13 protein-coding genes and 1 tRNA gene are annotated in these 17984 nt (G+C 62.1%); all 14 read left to right on the forward strand.

Annotated features, from left to right (window positions below; genetic code table 11):
• The 14 genes from PGP17_RS10335 to tuf all read left to right on the forward strand — a co-directional run bounded on the left by PGP17_RS10335 (position 1) and on the right by tuf (position 17930).
• Complete coding sequence (locus tag PGP17_RS10335) at positions 1 to 1065, forward strand: class I SAM-dependent methyltransferase (RefSeq protein WP_270375266.1); 1065 nt, start codon at positions 1 to 3, stop codon at positions 1063 to 1065.
• Between the two features lie 149 nt (positions 1066 to 1214).
• A tRNA-Trp gene (locus tag PGP17_RS10340) sits at positions 1215 to 1290 on the forward strand.
• Between the two features lie 39 nt (positions 1291 to 1329).
• Positions 1330 to 1620 carry a preprotein translocase subunit SecE gene (secE, locus tag PGP17_RS10345; RefSeq protein ID WP_135945874.1) on the forward strand — a complete coding sequence of 97 codons (291 nt, stop codon included), beginning with the start codon at positions 1330 to 1332 and terminating at the stop codon, positions 1618 to 1620.
• Between the two features lie 5 nt (positions 1621 to 1625).
• A complete protein-coding gene (gene nusG, locus PGP17_RS10350) occupies positions 1626 to 2159 on the forward strand; it encodes a transcription termination/antitermination protein NusG (protein WP_270375267.1) in 534 nt (177 codons plus the stop codon).
• 129 nt (positions 2160 to 2288) lie between these two features.
• Positions 2289 to 2720: a 50S ribosomal protein L11 gene (gene rplK / locus PGP17_RS10355; RefSeq protein WP_135945872.1), complete on the forward strand. Its 432-nt coding sequence runs from the start codon at positions 2289 to 2291 to the stop codon at positions 2718 to 2720.
• 6 nt (positions 2721 to 2726) lie between these two features.
• Complete coding sequence (gene rplA, locus PGP17_RS10360; RefSeq protein WP_135945871.1) at positions 2727 to 3434, forward strand: 50S ribosomal protein L1; 708 nt, start codon at positions 2727 to 2729, stop codon at positions 3432 to 3434.
• A gap of 316 nt (positions 3435 to 3750) precedes the next feature.
• Positions 3751 to 4266, forward strand: coding sequence for a 50S ribosomal protein L10 (rplJ, locus tag PGP17_RS10365; RefSeq protein WP_135945870.1), 516 nt, complete (start codon positions 3751 to 3753; stop codon positions 4264 to 4266).
• A gap of 51 nt (positions 4267 to 4317) precedes the next feature.
• Complete coding sequence (gene rplL / locus PGP17_RS10370; RefSeq protein WP_135945869.1) at positions 4318 to 4692, forward strand: 50S ribosomal protein L7/L12; 375 nt, start codon at positions 4318 to 4320, stop codon at positions 4690 to 4692.
• A gap of 248 nt (positions 4693 to 4940) precedes the next feature.
• On the forward strand, positions 4941 to 9020 hold the full coding sequence (gene rpoB / locus PGP17_RS10375; RefSeq protein WP_270375268.1) for a DNA-directed RNA polymerase subunit beta: 4080 nt from the start codon (positions 4941 to 4943) through the stop codon (positions 9018 to 9020).
• A gap of 84 nt (positions 9021 to 9104) precedes the next feature.
• A complete protein-coding gene (gene rpoC, locus PGP17_RS10380) occupies positions 9105 to 13319 on the forward strand; it encodes a DNA-directed RNA polymerase subunit beta' (RefSeq protein ID WP_270375269.1) in 4215 nt (1404 codons plus the stop codon).
• 414 nt (positions 13320 to 13733) lie between these two features.
• Positions 13734 to 14105 carry a 30S ribosomal protein S12 gene (rpsL, locus tag PGP17_RS10385; protein WP_009801142.1) on the forward strand — a complete coding sequence of 124 codons (372 nt, stop codon included), beginning with the start codon at positions 13734 to 13736 and terminating at the stop codon, positions 14103 to 14105.
• Between the two features lie 12 nt (positions 14106 to 14117).
• Positions 14118 to 14588, forward strand: a complete 471-nt coding sequence (gene rpsG / locus PGP17_RS10390; RefSeq protein WP_135945866.1) for a 30S ribosomal protein S7 — start codon at positions 14118 to 14120, stop codon at positions 14586 to 14588.
• 35 nt (positions 14589 to 14623) lie between these two features.
• Complete coding sequence (fusA, locus tag PGP17_RS10395) at positions 14624 to 16699, forward strand: elongation factor G (protein WP_270375270.1); 2076 nt, start codon at positions 14624 to 14626, stop codon at positions 16697 to 16699.
• Between the two features lie 55 nt (positions 16700 to 16754).
• The gene (gene tuf, locus PGP17_RS10400; RefSeq protein ID WP_135945864.1) at positions 16755 to 17930 is read left to right on the forward strand and encodes an elongation factor Tu; all 1176 of its coding nucleotides are present in this window, start codon (positions 16755 to 16757) and stop codon (positions 17928 to 17930) included.
• The last annotated feature ends 54 nt before the right edge of the window (positions 17931 to 17984 follow it).

Here is a 17984-nt window from a genome sequence, read left to right on the forward strand (position 1 = left end):
ATGGCGGGCCCGCAAGGGCCCGCCATTTTCTTTTGTAACGGTGCCGTTGCCGTGGCAGGCAGGAAACGAAAAGCGAGGGAGTTGCGTGTGAGCGAGACAGGCGGTGAATGGAAGGCGTTCTGGGCCGATGGTGCCGATGGGCGAACCCGGGCTGCAACCAGTCCGGAACTTCGCAGCTTTTGGGCGGACCTGTTCGCGCGAAGCTTTGAAGGCAGGACCCAGGCTCGGATGCTGGACATTGCAACTGGCCCCGGCATCCTGATCGAGCACGCGCTTGCTTATGCGGCGGACCAGGCCGATCGCTTCGCTCTCCACGCCGTAGGCAGCGACCTGTCCGAGCATGCCGGTGCGAAGGCTCTTCGTTCGAGCGACGAGGGCCGGGTAAATTTTGTCGTCGCCGATGCCGCTCAGCCGCCCTTTCCGGAGTCCACTTTCGATCTGGTCGCGAGCCAGTTCGGGGTCGAGTATGCAGGGCTGGATGCGGTCATGGCGGCGGCCGTGCACGTGGCTCCCGGCGGGCGGCTGGCGCTCGTCATGCACCTCGCAGGAGGCGATATCGAGGATTATTGCCGCGCCTGCGCAGATCTGTTGGGTCAGGTAAAAACTACCGGCGTGTTTGCTTGCGCCTATGCGCTTCTGGATCAAGCGCGCGACGTTCTGGACGGCAAGGAACATGACCGGGATCGGGCACAGGCGCTGGAACAGGAGTTCGTGGCTGCGCGCGACCAACTTCTGCGGTCCATGCATGCGGCCTCGCAGGAGGCGATGGCCGTGACCCCGTTTCTGGCGCGCATGCTGAACGATCTCAATCAATTGTGCGCGCGCCGCTATGCCTATGCGCCGCCGGACGCGTTGAGCTGGGTGCAGCACCAGGAGCGCGAGGTGGAGGTCTATCGCCGCCGCATGCAGTCCATGCTGGAAGCCGCGCAGACCCCCGAGGACCTGGGCGCGCTGCAAACCCGGCTCGAAGCGAGCGGCTTTGACTCCGTGCGCTATGACAAGGTTGTGTCCGCTTCGCACGGCAATGCCTTTGCCTGGCATCTTGAAGCCGTCCGGCCGGGCTGAGGGCTCATCACCTGCCCGGGTGCATTTTTTTTAAGTCCGGGGCTTCCGTTAACGGATTGGTCTGGTTACAACCCCTGCTTCCGAGACTTGGCCCGTCGGCTGGTCCCGTGCTACAGCGCGCGGCCCGGTCGGTATCGGGCATTTTGTGTAGGGGTGTAGCTCAGCTGGTAGAGCGACGGTCTCCAAAACCGTAGGTCGGGGGTTCGAGACCCTCCGCCCCTGCCAGTCTCTGGCGGACGATCTTAAGGGATTTGATCGAGTAGCATGGCGCGACAAAGCAAGACGCGACAGCCGGCCCGTCCCGGCGCGGGCACGTCCAAGGGCGGTTCAGGGTCCGCTCCGGCGGCTCCGGCGCCCAAGAAGGCTTTCAATCCTCTGCGCTTCCTGCGCGAGGTGCGCCAGGAGGGCCGGAAGGTCACCTGGACGTCCCGTCAGGAGACGATCGTCTCGACCATCATGGTCGTGGTCATGGCGAGCCTTGCAGCCGTCTTCTTCTTCGGTGTCGACAGCCTGATTTCCCTGATCATCGATTTCCTTCTGGCCTTGGGGGCATAAGCCTGATGAGCGCGAAGTGGTACATTGTCCACGCGTATTCCAACTTCGAGAAGAAGGTGGCAGACGCGATCCGCGCCGAGGCGGTGATGAAGGGGCTTGAGGACAGGTTCGAGGAAATCCTGGTTCCGACCGAGGAAGTCACCGAAGTGCGCAAGGGCCGCAAGGTCAATGCGGAGCGCAAGTATTTCCCCGGCTATGTGCTGGTGAAAATGGACATGACCGACGAGGCCTATCACCTCGTCAAGAATACGCCGAAAGTCACCGGCTTTCTGGGTTCGGGCAAGCGTCCGACGCCGGTGCCGGAACGCGAAGTCAAGTCGATCATGGGGCAGATGGAAGAGGATGCGGAGCGTCCGCGTCCGACCGTCACCTACGAGATTGGCGAAACGGTGCGCGTGACCGACGGTCACTTCCAGAGTTTCTCCGGCATCGTCGAGGAAGTTGACGATAGCCGCGCGATCCTGAAGGTCGCGATCAACATCTTCGGCCGGGCGACGCCGGTCGAACTCGAATACAGCCAGGTGGAAAAGTCCGCCTGACAACCGTTTCGGTGCGGGAGGGTCCGGGAAAGTCCATTCCGGGTCTGTTTACCGCGCCGCCCACCGCCGCACTGTGCGGCGTCACAGCAAGGGCCGCGCGCACGTGCGCGGTCATAGGAGAAGAGGGACATGGCGAAGAAGATCGCAGGCTATATCAACCTGCAAGTTCCCGCCGGCGCGGCCAACCCGTCGCCGCCGATCGGTCCGGCGCTGGGTCAGCGCGGCGTGAACATCATGGAATTCTGCAAGGCGTTCAACGCCAAGACGCAAGAGATGGAAAAAGGGATTCCGATCCCGACCGTCATCACCGTCTTTCAGGACAAATCCTTCACCTTCGTCACGAAGACGCCGCCGGCGAGCTTCCTGATCAAGAAGGCCGCAGGCGTCCAGAAGGGCTCCGGCGAGGCGGGTAAGGCGTCCGACATCGGTAAGGTGTCCCGCGCCCAGTGCCGTGAGATTGCTGAGACCAAGATGAAGGATCTCAACGCAAACGATCTCGACTCGGCGACCAAGATCATCGAGGGCTCTGCGCGCTCGATGGGCATCGAAGTGACGGAGTAAGGCGCGATGGCTAAGATTGCTAAACGTATCGCCGCGGGCCGCGAAGGCCTTGACCGCGACGCGCTCTACACGCTCGAAGAGGCTGTAAAGCTCGTCAAGGACCGCGCCAATGCCAAGTTCGATGAAACCATCGAAGTGGCCGTGAATCTGGGTGTCGACCCGCGCCACGCCGACCAGATGGTCCGCGGTGTTGTCGGTCTGCCCAACGGGACCGGCCGTTCGGTTCGTGTCGCCGTGTTCGCCAAGGGTGCGAAGGCGGAAGAGGCCGAGAAGGCCGGCGCCGACGTCGTCGGTGCCGAGGACCTGGTCGAAAAGGTTCAGGCGGGTGAGATCAACTTTGAAAAAGTGATCGCGACCCCCGACATGATGCCGCTGGTCGGCCGCCTCGGTAAGGTGCTCGGCCCGCGTGGCATGATGCCGAACCCGAAGGTCGGCTCGGTGACCATGGATGTGGCCAAGGCCATTGAGAACGCCAAGGGCGGTGCCGTCGAATTCCGTGTGGAGAAGAACGGCATCGTGCATTGCGGCGTGGGCAAGGCGAGCTTCAGCGAAGACGCGCTCGTCGCCAACATCCGGGCGCTGCTCGACGCGTTGCTCAAGGCCAAACCGGCCGGCGCCAAGGGCCAGTACATGAAGAAAATCGCACTCAGCTCGACAATGGGGCCGGGCGTGAAAGTGAACACCTCCGAAGCGTCCGCCGCCGCGGCCGCTTAAGAGATAGACCGTCTTCCCGGGTGCGCTTGCGTGCCCGGGCGGGGCGGACAAAGGGGCCTTTACCGGCCGGTTTGTTCGCCCGACCTGTCCGAGATCACAGGGGGCACTCTGCAATGGGTGCCTTAATCCCCGAACGGGGCTCTGGGTGAGACAGAGCAAGAATTCGATTGTCCCGCACGTTCGGGGTGGTCGGTTCGAGCCCTGGGACAGGAATGCGCCGACGGAGGCGCGTTTTCGTCCGCGGGCGAAAGCGCTGCCGCCGCAGGCGCTTTCACCGGGCCGCTCGTGGTGAGGGGCCCAAACAGGGAGACCGCAAATGGATCGCCAGACCAAGGAAGCCTCCGTAGAAGACCTGAAAAGCGTCTTCGCCGGAAGCGGATCCGTGGTCATTGCCCATTATTCGGGCATGACCGTTGCGGAAATGACCGAGCTGCGCACCAAGCTTCGCGAAGTGGGCGGCACGTTCAAAGTGGTTCGCAACCGCCTCGCCAAGATCGCGCTGCAAGGCCAGCCGGGCGAGAAAGCCTCCGACATGTTCACCGGACCTGTCGGGATCGCTTTCTCGGGAGACTTTGTCTCCGCCCCGAAGGTTGCCGTGGATTACGCCAAGTCGAACGACAAGTTCGAGATCATTGGCGGGTTCATGGACGAGGAAGTGTTCGACGCAAAAGGGATCGACGCATTGTCGAAAATGCCCTCGCGCGAAGAACTCATCGGAACCATTGCAGCCCGGCTGCTCGGCCAGGCGGGCGAGATCGTCTCGCGCGTCAACTCGCCGGGTCAAACGCTTGCCGGTTGCATTCAGGTCATCGGCGAAAAAGCCGACGCCTGAGCTGGTCATTCTCCGCATTCGAACTGACACCCTAATCAAGGACGAAAACAAATGGCTGATGTAGCTAAACTTGCTGACGAACTCATGGCTCTGACCATTCTGGAAGCCAAAGAGCTCAACGACATCCTCGAAGAAAAAGGCATCAAGCCGGCCGCTGCTGCGGTTGCTGTTGCTGGTCCGGCTGCTGCCGACGCCGGTGCGGCCGCTGAGGAAAAAGACGAATTCGACGTCATCCTGGTTTCCGCGGGCGACAAGAAGATCAACGTGATCAAAGAAGTTCGCGCGATCACCGGCCTGGGCCTGAAAGAAGCCAAGGAACTGGTTGAAGCCGGCGGCAAAGCGGTCAAGGAAGCCGCTTCCAAGGGTGAAGCCGAAGAGATCAAGAAGAAGCTCGAAGACGCGGGAGCGAAAGTCGAGCTGAAATAACTATGTGCCGGCAGCCCCTCGGGGCGGTCAGCAGATATACGGTGCTTGACGGGCGCGCAGAGCGAATTCTGCGCGCCCGTCGAGGCGTCTAAAAGTTTTCGCCTGCCGCTCCGTTTCGTCCCGGGAGTGGCAAGGCCGGTCCGCCGCCCCCTCATGTCTGGCGGACCGTTGAAAGGGACGGAGTAGGGATCGCGACTGTCGCGGTTCTTATCGAAGGCGCAAGGCACAAAGCCTTGAAGGGAGCGGAAATGGGTCTGTCGTTCACCGGCAAGAAGCGCATTCGCAAGTCATTCGGTCGAATTCCCGAAGCGATTGAAATGCCGAACCTCATCGAGGTTCAAAAGCACTCCTACGATCAGTTCCTGATGAAGGACGTGAACCAGAGCGAACGCTCTGACGAAGGCCTGCAGGCCGTGTTCAAGTCCGTCTTCCCGGTCAAGGATTTCTCCGAACGGGCTGTGCTCGAATTCGTGAACTACGAGTTCGAAGCCCCCAAGTACGACGTTGACGAGTGCATGCAGCGCGACATCACCTTTGCGGCACCGCTGAAGGTGAAGATGCGTCTGATCGTGTTCGATGTGGACGAGGAAACCGGCGCGCGCTCGGTCAAGGACATCAAGGAACAGGATGTCTACATGGGCGACATTCCGCTCATGACCGACAAGGGCACCTTCATCGTCAACGGCACCGAACGCGTCATCGTCTCCCAGATGCACCGGTCGCCGGGCGTGTTCTTCGACCACGACAAGGGCAAGACCCACGCGTCGGGCAAATTCCTCTTTGCCGCGCGTATCATCCCCTATCGCGGCTCCTGGCTCGACTTCGAGTTCGACGCCAAGGACATCGTCCACGTGCGTATCGACCGCCGGCGCAAGCTTCCGGCGACGACCCTTCTGTACGCGCTGGGCCTGGACCGTGAAGAAATCCTGTCGATCTTCTACGACCACGTGAGCTTCGAGCGCACCGCGAAGGGCTGGACCATGCCTTTCGTGAAAGAGCGCTGGCGCGGGGTGAAGCCGCAGCGCGATCTGATCGATGCCAAGTCGGGCGAAGTCATTGCTCCGGCCGGCAAGAAGGTGTCCGCGCGCGCGGCCAACAAGCTGGCCGATGACGGCGTCGAGAAGCTGATCGTGGCCGGCGACGACCTCATAGGGCGTTTCGCCGCGGTCGACATCGTGAACCTGGAAACCGGCGAGATCTTCGTGGAAGCCGGTGACGAGTTCACCGAAGAGTCGCTTCAGCAGATCGAAGAGGCCGGCATCGACTCGCTCGACGTCCTCGACATCGATGGTGTGAACGTGGGCGGCTATATCCGCCAGACGCTCGCCGTCGACAAGAACGAGTCCCGCGAGCAGGCACTGGTCGACATCTACCGCGTCATGCGTCCGGGCGAGCCGCCGACGCCGGACACGGCCGAGGCGCTCTTCCAGGGCCTCTTCTTCGACTCCGAGCGCTACGACCTGTCTCCGGTCGGACGCGTGAAGATGAATATGCGCCTCGACCTCGATGCCGAGGACACGGTGCGTGTCCTGCGCAGGGAAGACATCCTGGCGGTCCTGCAAACCCTGGTGGGTCTGCGCGACGGCAAGGGCGAGATCGACGACATCGACAATCTGGGCAATCGCCGCGTGCGCTCGGTCGGCGAGCTGATGGAAAATCAGTATCGCATCGGCCTCCTGCGCATGGAGCGGGCCATCAAGGAGCGTATGAGCTCGGTCGATATCGAGACCGTGATGCCGCACGACCTGGTCAACGCCAAGCCGGCCGCGGCCGCCGTGCGCGAATTCTTCGGCTCCTCGCAGCTGTCCCAGTTCATGGACCAGACCAACCCGCTGTCGGAAGTGACGCACAAGCGCCGCCTGTCCGCGCTCGGGCCGGGCGGTCTGACGCGTGAACGTGCCGGCTTCGAAGTGCGCGACGTGCACCCGACCCACTATGGCCGGATCTGCCCGATCGAAACGCCGGAAGGCCCGAACATCGGCCTGATCAACTCGCTGTCGACGTTTGCGCGGGTCAACAAGTACGGCTTCATCGAGAGCCCGTACCGCAAGGTGGAAGACGGCAAGCTCACCGATCAGGTCGACTACCTGTCGGCGATGCAGGAAGCGCGCTTCAACATCGCGCAGGCCAACGCAACCGTGAACGAGAGCGGCGAGCTCGCCAACGAGTTCGTCAACTGCCGCATCGGCCCGGGCCGCGACGCGACGCTGATCCCGCGCGAAGACGTGGATTACATCGACGTCTCGCCCAAGCAGGTCGTGTCTGTGGCTGCCGCGCTCATTCCGTTCCTGGAAAATGACGACGCCAACCGCGCCCTCATGGGCTCGAACATGCAACGCCAGGCCGTGCCGCTGCTGAAGGCCGAGGCCCCGCTGGTCGGGACCGGCATGGAAGCGGTCGTGGCACGCGATTCCGGCGCGGCCATCGCGGCGCGCCGCGAGGGAACGGTCGAGCAGGTCGATGCCATGCGTATCGTCATCCGGGCGACGGGTGATATCGATGCCACCGCATCGGGTGTCGACATCTACCGCCTGGCAAAGTTCCAGCGGTCCAACCAGTCGACTTGCATCACCCAGCGTCCGATCGTGAAAGTGGGCGACCAGGTCAAGACCGGTGACATCATCGCGGATGGTCCCTCGACCGATCTCGGCGAGCTGGCCGTGGGCCGGAACGTGCTCGTCGCATTCATGCCCTGGAACGGCTACAACTTCGAGGACTCCATCCTCATCTCCGAACGCATCGTGCGCGACGACGTCTTCACGTCGATCCACATCGACGAGTTCGAGGTGATGGCTCGTGATACCAAGCTTGGTCCTGAAGAGATCACCCGCGACATCCCCAATGTCGGGGAAGAAGCGCTGCGTAATCTCGACGAGGCCGGGATTGTCTCGATCGGCGCCGAGGTCGAAGCCGGCGACATCCTCGTCGGCAAGGTGACGCCGAAGGGCGAAAGCCCGATGACGCCGGAGGAGAAACTCCTGCGCGCCATCTTCGGCGAGAAAGCGTCCGACGTTCGCGATACCTCGCTGCGTCTGCCGCCGGGCACGACCGGGACGATCGTCGAAGTCCGGGTCTTCAACCGTCACGGCATCGAAAAGGACGAACGCGCGATCACGATCGAGCGTGAGGAAATCGAACGCCTGGGCAAGGACCGGGACGACGAGCTGTCCATCCTGGAACGCGACATCTTCTCGCGCCTTCAGGACATCCTGATCGGGAAGAAGGCGGTCTCCGGTCCGCGCGGCTTCCAGAAGGGTGACGTCACGGCCGAGAGCCTGGAAGAGATTCCGGCGTCGCAGTGGTGGAAGATCGGCCTGGACGACGAGAAGGCGATGGGCGAAGTCGAAGCGCTGAAAAAGCAGTTCGACGAGTCGCGCGCCCGTCTGGACCGCCGCTTCGAGGACAAGGTCGAGAAGCTGCAGCGCGGCGACGAGATGCCGCCGGGCGTGATGAAGATGGTCAAGGTCTTCGTCGCGATTAAGCGCAAGCTTCAGCCGGGCGACAAGATGGCCGGCCGTCACGGCAACAAGGGCGTGATCTCCAAGATCAATCCGCTGGAGGACATGCCCTTCCTGGACGACGGGACCCCGGTCGACATCGTTCTGAACCCGCTGGGCGTGCCGTCGCGCATGAATGTCGGGCAGATTCTCGAGACGCACCTGGGCTTTGCCTGCAAAGGGCTTGGCCGCCAGATCGGCGAGGCCTACGAGGCCTATCGCCGGGACGGCAATGTCGAACCGCTCAAGGCCAAGCTGAACCTGGCCTATGGTGACGATCAGGAGATGCCGGAGACGGACGAGGAACTGGCCGAACTCGGCCGCAACCTCGCCAATGGCGTTCCGATCGCCACTCCGGTGTTCGACGGCGCACGCGAACCGGACATCGTCGACATGCTCAAGCGTGCCGGCATGGACGAAAGCGGTCAGGTCACCCTGTACGATGGCCAGACCGGCGAGTCCTTCCGCCGCAAGGTCACCGTGGGCATCAAGCACCTGCTCAAACTGCACCACCTGGTCGACGACAAGATCCACGCGCGGTCGATCGGCCCGTACTCGCTCGTCACCCAGCAACCGCTGGGCGGCAAGGCGCAGTTCGGCGGTCAGCGCTTCGGGGAGATGGAAGTCTGGGCTCTGCAGGCCTACGGCGCTGCCTACACCCTGCAGGAAATGCTCACCGTGAAGTCGGACGACGTGGCCGGCCGTACCAAGGTCTACGAGGCCATCGTGCGCGGCGACGACACGTTCGAGGCGGGCATCCCGGAGAGCTTCAACGTGCTCGTCAAGGAAATGCGCTCGCTCGGTCTGAACGTCGAGCTGGTCAACGAGTAAACGCCTAACCGGCAATGTAGCGAAAGGGCGGCGGGGTCTCCCCTCCAACAGGCTCCGCCGCCGCTACCGTCAAGGAGACGGACCATGAACCAAGAGGTCATGAATATCTTCAACCCGTCCGCCGAAGGCCCGTCCTTCGACCGGATCCGGATTTCGCTGTCCAGCCCGGAGAAGATCCTCTCCTGGTCCTACGGCGAAGTGAAGAAGCCCGAGACCATCAACTACCGGACCTTCAAGCCGGAGCGCGACGGCCTGTTCTGCGCCCGCATTTTCGGTCCGGTGAAAGACTATGAGTGCCTGTGCGGCAAGTATAAGCGCATCAAGTACAAGGGCATCGTCTGCGAGAAGTGCGGCGTCGAAGTGACGCTTCAGCGCGTGCGCCGTGAGCGCATGGGCCACATCGAACTGGCGGCCCCGGTTGCCCACATCTGGTTCCTCAAGTCGCTTCCCTCCCGGATTTCGCTGATCCTGGACATGGCCCTCAAGGATGTGGAGCGCGTGCTCTACTTCGAGAGCTATATCGTGACCGAACCGGGCCTCACCCCGATGCAGCAGAACCAGCTGCTGACGGAAGAGGAATATTACGAAGCGGTCGACGAGTACGGCGACGACGCGTTCACCGCCGGCATCGGTGCCGAGGCCATCCGCGAAATTCTCATCGCGATGGACCTTGAAAAAGAAGCCGAGCGCATGCGCGAGGACATGAAGGAGACGGGCTCGGAGCTGAAGCTGAAGAAGCTTTCCAAGCGCCTGAAGATCGTCGAATCCTTCATGACGTCGAAAAACCGTCCCGAGTGGATGATCATGACGGTCGTTCCGGTGATTCCGCCGGAACTGCGCCCGCTCGTCCCGCTGGACGGCGGCCGGTTCGCGACGTCGGATCTCAACGATCTCTATCGCCGCGTCATCAACCGGAATAACCGCCTCAAGCGCCTGATCGAGCTGCGGGCGCCGGACATCATCATCCGTAACGAAAAGCGGATGCTGCAGGAGTCCGTCGACGCCCTGTTCGACAATGGCCGCCGCGGCCGGGTGATCACGGGTGCGAACAAGCGTCCGCTGAAATCGCTCGCCGATATGCTCAAAGGCAAGCAGGGCCGCTTCCGCCAGAACCTTCTGGGCAAGCGCGTCGACTATTCGGGCCGTTCGGTCATCGTGGTCGGCCCGGACCTGAAGCTGCACCAGTGCGGCCTGCCCAAGAAGATGGCGCTCGAGCTGTTCAAGCCCTTCATCTATGCGCGTCTCGACGCCAAGGGTCTGTCGGGCACCGTCAAGCAGTCGAAGAAACTGGTCGAAAAAGAGCGTCCCGAGGTCTGGGACGTGCTGGACGAGGTCATTCGCGAGCACCCGGTTCTTCTGAACCGCGCGCCGACGCTGCACCGTCTCGGCATTCAGGCGTTCGAGCCCAAACTGATCGAAGGCAAGGCCATCCAGCTTCACCCGCTGGTGTGCGCCGCGTTCAACGCCGACTTCGACGGTGACCAGATGGCTGTGCACGTGCCGCTGAGCCTCGAAGCTCAGCTCGAAGCGCGCGTGCTGATGATGTCGACGAACAACATCCTGTCGCCTGCGAACGGCAAGGCGATTATCGTCCCGTCGCAGGACATCGTGCTCGGTCTCTACTACCTGTCGATCTCCAAGGACGGCGAGCCGGGCGAGGGCATGATCTTCGGCTCCATGGCCGAAATCGACGCGGCCCTGGATGCCGGCGTCATCACGCTGCACACCAAGATCAAGGCGCGCTACGAGGGCGTGGATTCGGAAGGCAACGAGAAGGTCTCCGTGATCGACACGACGCCGGGCCGCATGAAAGTGCTTGAGCATCTGCCCAAGCACAAGCTGCTCAACCCGGACATGCTCGCCGAGCTTCTGACCAAGAAGGCGATCGGTAACCTGATCGATCAGGTCTATCGCCACACCGGTCAGAAGGCGACGGTGATCTTCTGCGACCAGATCATGGCGCTCGGCTTCAAGGAAGCCGCGCGGGCGGGCATTTCGTTCGGCAAGGACGACATGCTGATCCCCGATGCCAAGGCCGATCTGGTTGGCGAAACCCGCTCGCTGGTGGCCGACTACGAACAGCAATATGTCGATGGCCTGATCACCAAGGGTGAGAAGTACAACAAGGTCGTCGATGCCTGGGCGAAGTGCACCGACAAGGTGGCCGACGCCATGATGGACGAGATTTCCAAGCCCATGCCCGGCAAGGACGGCCGTGAGGGCGAGGTGAACTCGGTCTACATGATGGCCCACTCCGGCGCGCGGGGTTCGAAGAACCAGATGAAGCAGCTCGCCGGGATGCGTGGCCTGATGGCCCGTCCGGACGGCTCGATCATCGAGACGCCGATCATCTCGAACTTCAAGGAAGGTCTGACCGTCCTTGAATACTTCAACTCCACCCACGGCGCGCGTAAAGGCCTGGCCGATACCGCGCTGAAGACCGCCAACTCCGGTTATCTGACCCGCCGTCTTGTCGACGTGGCTCAGGACTGCATCGTCAACGAGGACGATTGCGGCACCGAGGAAGGCATCGAGATGAGCGCGGTCGTCGATGGCGGCGAAGTCGTTACCGGCCTGTCCACGCGCATTCTCGGCCGCAATACGGCCGAAGAGGTCAAGGACCCGCAAACCGGCGAGATCCTCGCCACGCGGGATGCCTATCTCGACGAGAATCTGTGCGCGGCGATCGAGAAGGCCGGCGTTGTTTCGGTCAAGGTGCGCTCGCCGCTCACGTGCGAGACCCGCCTTGGCGTCTGCGCCACCTGCTACGGGCGCGACCTGGCGCGCGGCACGAAGGTCAATATGGGCGAGGCGATCGGCGTGATCGCAGCCCAGTCGATCGGCGAGCCGGGCACCCAGCTGACGATGCGGACCTTCCACATCGGCGGCACGGCCCAGGTGTCCGAGCAGTCCTTCATCGAAGCGACCCACGAAGGCAAGATCGTCTTCAAGGATCGCTCCACGGTGCAGAACTCCGAAGGCGCCTTCATCGTCATGAGCCGCAACATGCAGATTGCGATCGTGGATTCCGAAGGCAAGGAGCGCGAGACCTACAAGCTCCAGTACGGCTCCAAGCTGCGCGTCGATGACGGTGAAACCGTCAAGCGCGGTCAGCGCCTGGTCGAGTGGGACCCGTACACGGTTCCGATCGTGACCGAGGTTGGCGGCAAGGTGAAATTCATCGACGTGCTCGAGGGCATCTCGGTGAAGGAAGAGACCGACGAAGCCACCGGTATTGCGTCCAAGGTCGTCATCGACTGGCGCGGCACGACTTCGAAGTCGGGCTCCATCCAGCCGGCGATCGTGGTCAGCGACGAGAGCGGCGATCCGGTCAAGCTGCCGAGCGGCTCTCCGGCCAACTACATGCTGTCGGTGGGAGCCATCCTGTCGATCTCCGACGGGGACGAGGTGAAGCCGGGCGACATCATCGCGCGTATTCCGACCGAAGGGGCGAAGACGCGCGACATCACCGGCGGTCTGCCGCGTGTGGCCGAGCTGTTCGAAGCCCGTCGTCCGAAGGACCACGCCATCATCGCGGAGATGACCGGTCGTGTGGAATTCGGCCGCGACTACAAGAACAAGCGCAAGATCAAGATCACGCCGGAAGGCGAGGATGCCGAAGCCGTCGAATACCTGGTGCCCAAAGGCAAGCACCTGACGGTCCAGGAAGGCGATGTCATCCAGCGGGGTGAATACCTCATGGACGGCAACCCGGCGCCTCACGACATCCTGCGCATTCTGGGTGTCGAGCCGCTGGCCAGCTACCTGATCAACGAGATCCAGGAGGTCTATCGACTGCAGGGCGTGCCGATCAACGACAAGCATATCGAAGTGATCGTGCGTCAGATGCTGCAGAAGATGGAAGTCGGCGATCCCGGCGACACGCACTTCCTGGCCGGCGAGCACGTCGACAAGGTCGAGTTCCTCGAGACCAATGAGAAACTGGTCAAGGAGAAGAAGAAGCCCGCGACCGGCGAGCCGGTCCTGCTCGGGATCACCAAGGCGAGCCTGCAGACCCGTTCCTTCATCTCGGCGGCCTCCTTCCAGGAGACCACCCGCGTGCTCACCGAAGCCTCGATCCAGGGCAAGGTCGACATGCTCGAGGGTCTGAAGGAGAACGTGATTGTTGGTCGTCTGATACCGGCTGGCACCGGGGGAGTTATGCGGGACTACCAGTCAGTAGCGGACAAGCGCGACAGGGATCGTCTCGAAGAACAGGAAAGTGCCACGGCCACCGGCGCGGAGGCTCTCCCCGCCGAAATCGAGGAAGCGGCCGAGCAGGAAAAGAGCGAATCCTGATCGATCAGGCTGTACGCTGAATGAAATGAGCCCCGGTCATCTGGCCGGGGCTTTTTTCTGTTTTCGTTGTCAAAACAAGCTTCAAGCCAGTCCGGCCGCCTTGCTGGACCGGGCGTTGCTGGCGAAGGTGAGGGGGCTTGAAGAGCGCCGGATTTGGCCGGGGGCGGGGCTATGCATTATCCCCTCCACACCCCGCTTGACGGAAGCGAGTCACGCCAGTAGGTTCCGCGCTCGTTTTCGGAGGCGAGCCGTAATCCGCGCCCCGTGCGCCGATTAGACGTCGCCCGAAACAACGAGACAATTTGGATCCGATCGCGGCCGGGGGATACGCTCTCGTCCAAGATCGGTTTTACGCGTTCGCTGCTTGAAGACGGTGGCAACGCCCTAGCGGGATTAGGAACGGACAAGAGCGGGATGCCCACAGTCAATCAGCTCATCCGCAAGCCGCGGAAAGATAAGCCCAAGCGTAACAAGGTGCCGGCCCTTCAGGCCTGCCCGCAGCGCCGTGGTGTGTGTACGCGCGTGTACACCACGACCCCGAAGAAGCCGAACTCGGCTCTTCGTAAAGTGGCCAAGGTCCGTTTGACCAATGGCTACGAAGTCGTGAGCTACATCCCCGGCGAGGGCCATAACCTTCAAGAGCACTCCGTGGTTCTCATCCGCGGCGGCCGTGTGAAGGACCTTCCCGGCGTGCGTTATCACATTCTTCGCGGCGTGCTGGATACCCAGGGCGTCAAGGATCGCCGTCAGCGTCGTTCGAAATACGGCGCCAAGCGTCCGAAATAAGGAGAGACAGGGATGTCCCGTCGTCACCGCGCAGAGAAGCGCGAAATCTTCCCGGACCCGAAGTTCGGCGATCGCGATCTGACCAAGTTCATGAATTACATGATGCACGACGGCAAGAAATCGGCCGCCGAGAGTATCGTGTACGGTGCGCTTGAGATCGTTGAAGGCAAGGCCAAGCGTGAGCCTGTGCGGGTCTTCCACGAGGCGCTCGAAAACGTTGCTCCGGAAATCGAGGTGCGTTCGCGCCGTGTGGGTGGTGCGACCTACCAGGTTCCCGTCGAGGTGCGTCCGGACCGTCGCAAGGCGCTGGCCATTCGCTGGCTTGCTGCCGCTGCTCGCGGGCGTAATGAAAACACGATGCGCGAGCGTCTGGCCGCCGAGTTGATGGATGCATCGTCCAATCGCGGTACCGCGGTGAAGAAGCGTGAAGACACGCACCGCATGGCCGAAGCCAACCGCGCCTTCTCGCACTACCGCTGGTAAGATACTGCCCGGGCCGACGTTAAAGGACCTCCCCAATGCCCCGCGACTATAAGATCGAAGACTATCGTAATTTCGGCATCATGGCGCACATCGATGCCGGCAAGACGACCACGACCGAACGCATCCTGTACTACACGGGCAAGTCGCACAAAATCGGTGAGGTCCATGACGGCGCGGCCACCATGGACTGGATGGAGCAGGAGCAGGAACGCGGCATCACGATCACGTCTGCTGCGACCACGACCTTCTGGCGGAACAAGCGTCTGAACATCATCGACACGCCCGGACACGTCGACTTCACCATTGAAGTCGAGCGTTCGCTGCGTGTGCTCGATGGTGCGGTTTGCTGTCTGGACGCGAACGCCGGGGTCGAGCCGCAGACGGAAACGGTCTGGCGCCAGGGTGACAAGTACAAGGTCCCGCGCATCATCTTCGTCAACAAGATGGACAAGCTGGGCGCCGACTACTTCAACTGCATCAAGATGATCAAGGATCGCCTCGGCGCTACTCCGCTTGTTACGCAGCTGCCGATCGGTGCGGAAAACGAGTTCGAAGGTCTGATCGACCTGCTCAAGATGAAGGCGGTCATCTGGGAAGCCGAGAATCTGGGCGCCACCTTCCGTGAGGAAGAAATCCCGGCCGACCTCGCCGACCAGGCTGCGGAATACCGCGAGCTGCTCGTCGAGACTGCCGTCGAGCAGGACGATGAGGCCATGGAGGCTTATCTTGCTGGCGAAGAGCCGTCTTACGAGAAGCTTATTGAGCTTGTCCGGAAGGGTACAATCGGCCTGAAGTTCAACCCGGTCTTGTGCGGGTCGGCGTTCAAGAACAAGGGCGTCCAGCCGATGCTTGACGCGGTTGTCGATTACCTGCCGTCGCCGGTCGACGTGCTCGACATTCGCGGCATCGATCCGAAGACCGAGGAAGAGACCAAGCGCCGGTCCTCCGATGATGAGCCGACCGCGCTCCTGGCCTTCAAGATCATGAACGATCCCTTCGTGGGCACGCTCACCTTCTGCCGCATCTATTCGGGCAAGGTCGAGACGGGCACTTCGCTGTTGAATACGGTGAAAGACAAGAAGGAACGCATCGGCCGCATGCTGCTGATGCACTCCAATTCGCGCGAAGACATCAAGGAAGCCTTCGCAGGCGATATCGTCGCCATCGCGGGCCTGAAGGACACGACCACGGGTGATACGCTCTGTGATCCGGCAAAGCCTGTCATTCTTGAGCGGATGGAATTCCCGGAGCCGGTGATCGAGCTGGCCATTGAGCCGAAGTCGAAGGCGGACCAGGAAAAGCTTGGTGTTGCGCTTCAGCGCCTCGCGGCCGAGGACCCGTCCTTCCGCATGTCGACCGACGAAGAGTCCGGTCAGACGATCATTGCCGGTATGGGCGAGCTTCACCTCGACATCCTGGTTGATCGTATGAAGCGTGAGTTCAAGGTCGAAGCGAACGTCGGCGCGCCTCAGGTGGCCTATCGTGAAACCGTCGGTGTGCCTTGCGAAATCGATTACACCCACAAGAAGCAGTCGGGTGGTTCGGGTCAGTTCGCCCGCATCAAGCTGCAGATCACGCCTAACGAGCCGGGCGAAGGCTACAAGTTTGAGTCCAAGATCGTTGGTGGTTCGGTGCCCAAGGAATACATTCCGGGTGTTGAAAAGGGCATCGAGTCGATCCGGCACAATGGTCTGTTGGCCGGGTTCCCCCTCATCGACTTCTCGGTGACTCTGGTCGACGGTGCCTACCACGACGTGGACTCCAGCGTCCTGGCCTTCGAAATCGCCGCCCGTGGCGCGATGCGCGAAGCGAAGCCGCAGATGAAGATCAAGCTGCTTGAGCCTGTCATGAAGGTCGAAGTTGTGACCCCGGACGACTATACCGGTTCGGTCATCGGCGATCTGAACTCCCGCCGCGGCCAGATCCGCGACCAGGAGATGCGCGGCAACGCAACTGTCGTGAACGCGATGGTGCCGCTCGCCAACATGTTCGGCTACGTGAACAACCTGCGCTCGGCCACTCAGGGTCGCGCCCAGTTCACGATGCAGTTCGACCACTATGCGCCGGTTCCCCAAGCGGTGGCCGACGAGGTTATCTCGAAAATCGCCTGATCCGGTTGGCGGACCAGGCCCCTGAATAAACGACGCCAGAAGAGCGAGACTAAAGATGGCTAAGGAAAAGTTTGCACGCACGAAGCCGCACGCGAACATCGGCACGATTGGTCACGTTGACCATGGCAAGACGACGCTGACGGCGGCGATTACGAAGTATTTCGGCGATTTTCGCGCCTATGACCAGATTGACGGTGCGCCCGAAGAGAAGGCGCGCGGGATCACGATCTCGACGGCTCACGTCGAGTACGAGACCGAGGGTCGTCACTACGCGCACGTCGATTGCCCGGGCCACGCCGACTACGTGAAGAACATGATCACGGGCGCGGCGCAGATGGACGGCGCGATCCTGGTGGTCAACGCGGCCGACGGCCCGATGCCGCAGACGCGCGAGCACATCCTGCTGGCGCGCCAGGTTGGCGTTCCGGCTCTGGTCGTGTTCCTGAACAAGGTTGACCAGGTCGACGACGAAGAGCTGCTCGAGCTGGTCGAGATGGAAGTGCGCGAGCTTCTGTCCTCGTACGATTTCCCGGGCGACGACATTCCGATCGTGGCCGGCTCTGCGCTGGCGGCGATGGAAGGGCGTGATCCCGAGATCGGCGAGAACAAGATCCGCGAGCTGATGGCGGCTGTGGACGAGTTCATCCCGACCCCGGAACGCCCGATCGACCGTGAATTCCTGATGCCGATCGAGGATGTGTTCTCGATTTCGGGCCGGGGCACGGTTGTGACCGGTCGTATCGAGCGCGGCATCGTGAAGGTGGGCGACGAGATCGAGATCGTGGGTATCCGCGACACGGTCAAGACGACGTGCACGGGCGTTGAGATGTTCCGCAAGCTGCTCGACCAGGGCCAGGCGGGCGACAATGTGGGTCTTCTGCTGCGCGGTATCGACCGCGAGGGCGTGGAGCGCGGCCAGGTGCTGTGCAAGCCCGGCTCGATCAAGCCGCACAAGAAGTTCGAGGCCGAGGCCTACATCCTGACGAAGGAAGAGGGCGGGCGTCACACGCCGTTCTTCTCCAACTATCGTCCGCAATTCTACTTCCGCACGACGGACGTGACCGGCGTGGTGACCTTGAAAGAGGGCACCGAGATGGTGATGCCGGGCGACAATGTGGAAGTGAATGTCGAGCTGATCCAGCCGATCGCGATGGAAGAGAAGCTGCGCTTCGCCATCCGTGAAGGCGGTCGTACGGTCGGCGCCGGCGTGGTGTCCAAGATCATCGAGTAAATCGCGCCGCCTCACCAGGCGACACGATCGAACCAGGGCGGCTGTCACATGGCA

This window comes from Marinicauda sp. Alg238-R41, from assembly GCF_947331485.1.
Classification (GTDB): domain Bacteria; phylum Pseudomonadota; class Alphaproteobacteria; order Caulobacterales; family Maricaulaceae; genus Marinicauda; species Marinicauda pacifica.